Source organism: Halorientalis sp., assembly GCF_028275115.1.
Lineage (GTDB): Archaea > Halobacteriota > Halobacteria > Halobacteriales > Haloarculaceae > Halorientalis.
This window is the reverse complement of sequence record NZ_JAQCNH010000034.1, coordinates 1-4,973: the sequence shown is the minus strand read 5'-3', so window position 1 is coordinate 4,973 and position 4,973 is coordinate 1. Positions and strand designations below refer to the sequence as shown.

The following is a 4,973-nucleotide window of genomic DNA, read 5'->3' as shown; positions in this document are numbered from 1 at the left end:
ATCCGCGCTGCCGACAAAAACGGTCCCAGAAGCAACCGCTGGCGTGCTTCGAACATGCCCGTCCGTCTGGAATCGCCACCGAACTTGACCTGTGGCTGCGTCGAAGGCATAGACGGCGTTGTCGAGACACCCGATAAAAAGTATGCCGTTGACCAGGGTCGGAGACGAGGTGATACCTTCGTCGGTGTTGGCGCGCCACTGTCGACGCCCAGTCGTCGCGTCGACTGCGTACACAGCGTGATCAGCACTACCGACGTACACCGTTCCGTCAACGACTGCGGGTTCGGACACCACTTGATCGTTCGTCGGGACTACCCATCGTTCACGTCCGTCCGCGGCAGTGACCGCGTACACTGAACCGTCCATGCTTCCAAAATAAACCGTGCCGGACGCGACTGCCGGCGACGAGGCCACCGGCCCCCCTGTTTCGAACGTCCACCGCTCCTGTCCGGTTCGCGCGTCGACTGCGTACACCGAGCCGTCCATGCTTCCAACATAGACGGTGTCGTCTGCCACAGTCGGTGCCGATTCAATCGGCCCACCGGTCAGCGTCGACCACTGTGCAGTAAGCGACTGTGGACCCGACTGGGAGATGGCCCAGCAGGTCCCACCTATTGCACCCGCTCCAAGCAGCTTCAGGGCCCTCCGGCGGGTTGTCGTCGTCTCGCTCTCCTCTCTCTCTGCTGTCTTCTCAAGTTGGTTCCGGGGCTCGCTCCGATTAGTCTGCCGCTCTTTATTTTCGGTAGGGTCCAAATCGCAATACAGTTGCCGGATTTTTTCACTGATATCAGTCATCGAACTGCCCTCTGGACTGAGTAGATACGCGTCATCGCGTCTCCTTGGCGTCCTTGCCATCCGAGGACCGTGTTTCGACAGCAATCTGAACACCGATGCTGGTGTCGTCCAACCGTACGCGAACGGCAGTCTCGCGGGTCTTCGCGACAACGGTCCCAACAACCGATTGCAGTAAGGTATCCGTCCCCTGCGCGGCCACTGGCTGAACGTCGCTTTGTGGCGCTGCTACCGAGACGTGGACCGCACCAGGTGCGTCGACCTGTTCGACGAATGTCCACTCGGTTAGCAGACCAAGTTGTGAACAGACCGAGAGGGCAGTCGAGACAGCGTCCTCTGTCGAGTCCGTCGTCGGGAGAGCGCCATCAGTAGCATCCACCACTGCGGCCCCGACTGGCGGCACCGTCAGACCTGCTGCGTGGCCCCGGTGGAGCGTCCCGGTCAACAGCCCGTCGGGAACGGTATCAGTGGTCTCAGTCGACGGTATCCAGAAGCGGACTGCGCCGTCTGCCGGGACGTACCAGCCATCCGTGGCCAGATAGAGGTCGTCCTGTAAGCCCGTGATGAGTGTCTGGCGCGCGCGTTCACTCGCGGCCGTCGTCGACGGTGCTGAGCCTGCAAGCATAGTTGCGAACACAGCCATGATACCACTCACGCCCGCGATTGCGACAAGCACACTTCGCTCGCCTTGCAGTGGAATCGCAAGTACTGCCGCAGTGAGCGCGATACCGACAAGAACGAGTTGTGGCGCTGTGATGCTGTTGACGCGGCGAGTGAGCCGACCTGTGTCAATTGATTCGATTGCTGATACCATGGATGTCATCTCTGAACGGTAAACCAGACAACGGCGACAGCGGCCACGCCGAGTTCAGCCACGGCAAGCACTACCGCCGGCCACACCTGTCCTGTCGCTACCACGACGCCACCGACTGTGATGGACGCGCAGACGGCCGCAACAGTGAGGTACGTCTGCTGGCTCTGCGCACCCCGCTTAGTTAATATCACCGGGGACAGCAACAGCAAGGCAACACTGACCAGAGTGGCGACTGCCGTCGATGGCTGCCCCGACAGCGCCACGACCAGTACTGTCACAGCGCTGACCCCAACTACCGGCCTCGCGAGCCAGAGCGCTGCACCCAGCCCGGCGGGGACAACAAGCCCGAAAACCCCGAACCTGGCGACGGCGAGTGCGCATACACCGACCGCAGCAAGCGAGCGAGGGGTCAGTTCGACGCGCGGGTATCCGGTCATTTGCCGCTGTCACCTACCACTGCTGAAGGGGAATTATCACCGCGGTGGTGGCCGGCAGCTACACGGTCGTCGCCCGGGTTGGCCACGACGGCCGGCGACCGTTCGGCAACGACCCGGGTCACGGAGGACCGGTCGGTGTCAGCAAGTGCCCCGACCAGTTGCTCTGAATCCGCCTCTGACTGGACAACGTAGGTATCGACCGCGCCGAAGGTATTGGCGGCGGCCTGCACCGCATCAACCGTCCGCTGGGGCAACTGTGTACCACAGAGCAACGAAACGGTCACACCCGTACCGACCGAAGCGCGGACCTGAGCCAGCAGCTGTAGCAATGGGCTGCGGTCGGTTCGTGACTGTCCCGCCGCGAACGCGTCGATAGTCTCCCCGACGCGTGTCGTCGGACCAAGAACCCGACGTGCAGGTGCGTGACCCGGATACGATGGCTGTTGCCCGTCTGTGGACGCCTCCGGCGCCGCTTCGGTGACGGATTCGACCGTCTGAGCGATCTGTTGTCGAGCAACTCGGCCACGCTCCGGGGAGACAACTCGTGGCTCTCCAGTGACTGCAACGGTCCCACAGCCGACAGGTCGATGCATATCTACACCGCCCAGCAACGCACTACTCGCCCACTCAACCGCTGGGACTACGGCGACTGGGATGCTGCTGAGGTCGACAAGGAGCATGTGCGGGGCCGCCGACTCGCCGATGCGAGACCGGATGTGGAGACGACCATGCTTGGCCGTTGCCTTCCAGTCGATGTCACTGATAGAATCACCGCTGGTGTACTCTCGGATGCCATCTGCTTCCGAGCCGTGCTGTCGAGTCGTTGCCTGGCCAGCGGTCACCCCAAGCGTCGTCGCCAGCGTACTGCCGGTGGCCTCCGACTGGTCCGGGAGGGTCACCGTCGACTCAACGAGGGTGGTTTCGACACCGAGCAACGACCACGAACTCATGGCCCGTATTGTGAGTTCGGTGGAGATATCAGCTCCCGAATGTACCGCCTGGTACTGCCACGAGTCGTCGGTCGAACGGCGCTCCGGACCCGATTCTGTGGCTGTTCCACCAGGGAAACCAACATGGACAGCCGCTGGCAGTGCGTTGACGCCACCGTCGGCATCCACACGCAGTAGTGAGTGGTGCTCGTGCTCGCCGGGATCGATTGTCAGCGCCACGGAAAGCACACTGGCTGCGTGTCGAACCCGCCCAGTAGCGGCATACAGTTCGCCGAGGGTGAATAACCCCAGTGCGACACCTCCGGCCAACACTGCCGGACTGGCTGTAATCGGGCTCAGTAACAGGAGTCCGGCGGCTGCACAGAGGGTTACATAGAACTCGGTGCGGTACTGGAATGCGATTTCGTGCGGATACACGTCAAGCTGATGGGTCTGTTGGTCTCTCATGCACCCTCAGTTGGCGTGTCTGCCGTGACCGTTATCCAGAGCCAGGCCTCACGAATCGGTGTTTGCTCCGTCTGTACCGCTGTGCTCGTGGCTCCCGCCCCCTGACCGATGCGATACAGCTCAAATGACAGGCGCATCCGCCCGCCCACTGTCGGTGCCGAGAAGGGAACCTCCTCACGGACTGTTGTTCCTGACGCGACGGTGAGCTGCTGGGTCTGTCCCAGCGGCAGGGTCTCGTTTGCAGACGCTAACGAGCGAGTCACGACGAGGGCGTAGCGCTGTTGTCTCCCCTCATCGTTTCGAACAGAGACAGTGAGTGACGAGTCCTCGCCAGCTGCCATCGTGCTGGGGTAGCCTTCTGCTGTCAGCCGGCCCTGCTCGTCAGTCGTCAGCAGGCTCAACTCGGTGTATCCCTGCGCCGGTGCTGGGAGCGCGAAGAATGCGACCAGCACCACCAGCGCGGCTAACACAGGTCCCCAGCGGGGCCAGTCGACATCACCGGGCGAGACCGACAGGCTGGGAGTCGGGACAGCATCCGTTACTGTCGTTTCAGCGAGGCCTGGTCCACCGTTGCCGGTGGTACGAGTCTGGCGCTCGGCGGTGCGCATGGCAAGCGCCAGCAGAACGACAGTTACCAAGCAAATGCTTATCACTGTCAGCTCAAACGAAACGCGAGCGCTGAGTTCGTTGCCCACCAGTATCGTGAGACCGACCAGTGCCGGCGAGGTACCAATAGCGAGAGCGATCCGTGTCCGTGTTGGGAGGGGGCGACTGAACAGGGCAGCTTGAACGGCGTAGCCGGGCAGAAAGAACACGAGCAACGTCGCCGCAAGGAGTCGTGGGGCCGTGCCAGCGAGCGCTGGTTGCGCGGCGACGAGTCCGAGCAGTATCGTACAGACCGCACAGACCACGTACGCTCGGAGCGAGCTCAGGTTGTTTCGAGTCTGCGTCATAACCGATTCTGAGAACAGGCTACCATTAGATATCGATTCCCTGTGGGTCCGTCGACGAGGCCGAGTTCATCGGACTGGGGATAACGGTCTCTTCGACGGTCGTATCGACGATGTCGCGTGTCGACGGTCCATCGAACTCCGCGCCAGTCGTCGCCAACCTGTGTGCGAATGCGTCAGCAGCCAGCGCCTCGACATCTTCGGGGAGTGCGTGCGCCCGCTTCTCAACTGCGGCACGGGCCTTCACCGCACGCTGGAGCGAGATGAGCGCGCGAGGTGACGGCCCCTGTGCGAGTCGCTCGTCCTCGGCGAGCGCCCGTCCGATGGTGACAAGATACCCTCGCACGGGCTGGGAAACGTGGACAGACGCGACGAGGCGCTTGCTGAGGTCGACTGCACGGCTCACCGGCACGTCATCGTCAAATGCCGACCGAGCAGGCGGGGCACTGTCGAGATGTGCGTACTCCGACTGTTCCGCCACATCCTCGTCACTGTGGCCGGTCGGAAGTCGGTTTTCGGCCGTCGTCAGAATCGACGACAGGCCCGATGCATTGTCCGGTGCACGCACGTCAACGCGGAACAG

General features: G+C 62.4%; 7 protein-coding genes. 1 reads left to right on the top strand and 6 read right to left on the bottom strand.

Annotation, left to right across the window (positions count from 1 at the left end):
• The 4 genes from Q0964_RS05840 to Q0964_RS05825 form a co-directional block, all read right to left on the bottom strand.
• Window positions 1-795, bottom strand: a 795-nt coding sequence (locus Q0964_RS05840) for an outer membrane protein assembly factor BamB family protein (RefSeq protein ID WP_299264663.1), incomplete at its 3' end; no start/stop codon positions are given.
• 31 nt (window positions 796-826) lie between these two features.
• Complete coding sequence (locus tag Q0964_RS05835) at window positions 827-1,606, bottom strand: DUF7982 domain-containing protein (RefSeq protein WP_475405536.1); 780 nt, start codon at window positions 1,604-1,606, stop codon at window positions 827-829.
• 5 nt (window positions 1,607-1,611) lie between these two features.
• Complete coding sequence (locus tag Q0964_RS05830) at window positions 1,612-2,043, bottom strand: hypothetical protein (protein WP_299264658.1); 432 nt, start codon at window positions 2,041-2,043, stop codon at window positions 1,612-1,614.
• Window positions 2,040-2,993 (bottom strand): DUF58 domain-containing protein, encoded by a 954-nt coding sequence (locus tag Q0964_RS05825; protein WP_299264655.1) that lies wholly within the window; start codon window positions 2,991-2,993, stop codon window positions 2,040-2,042. Before Q0964_RS05825 ends, Q0964_RS05830 begins: the two co-directional genes overlap by 4 nt.
• 39 nt (window positions 2,994-3,032) lie before the next feature.
• On the opposite strand from Q0964_RS05825, the gene Q0964_RS05820 reads away from it, so the two are divergent.
• Window positions 3,033-3,170, top strand: a complete 138-nt coding sequence (locus Q0964_RS05820; protein ID WP_299264653.1) for a hypothetical protein — start codon at window positions 3,033-3,035, stop codon at window positions 3,168-3,170.
• A gap of 266 nt (window positions 3,171-3,436) precedes the next feature.
• On the opposite strand, the gene Q0964_RS05815 is transcribed toward Q0964_RS05820, so the two are convergent.
• Entirely contained in the window at window positions 3,437-4,393 is a 957-nt protein-coding gene (locus Q0964_RS05815) for a DUF1616 domain-containing protein (protein ID WP_299264651.1), read from the bottom strand.
• 25 nt (window positions 4,394-4,418) lie between these two features.
• On the bottom strand, window positions 4,419-4,973 hold a 555-nt coding region (locus tag Q0964_RS05810), incomplete at its 5' end, for an AAA family ATPase (RefSeq protein ID WP_414652134.1).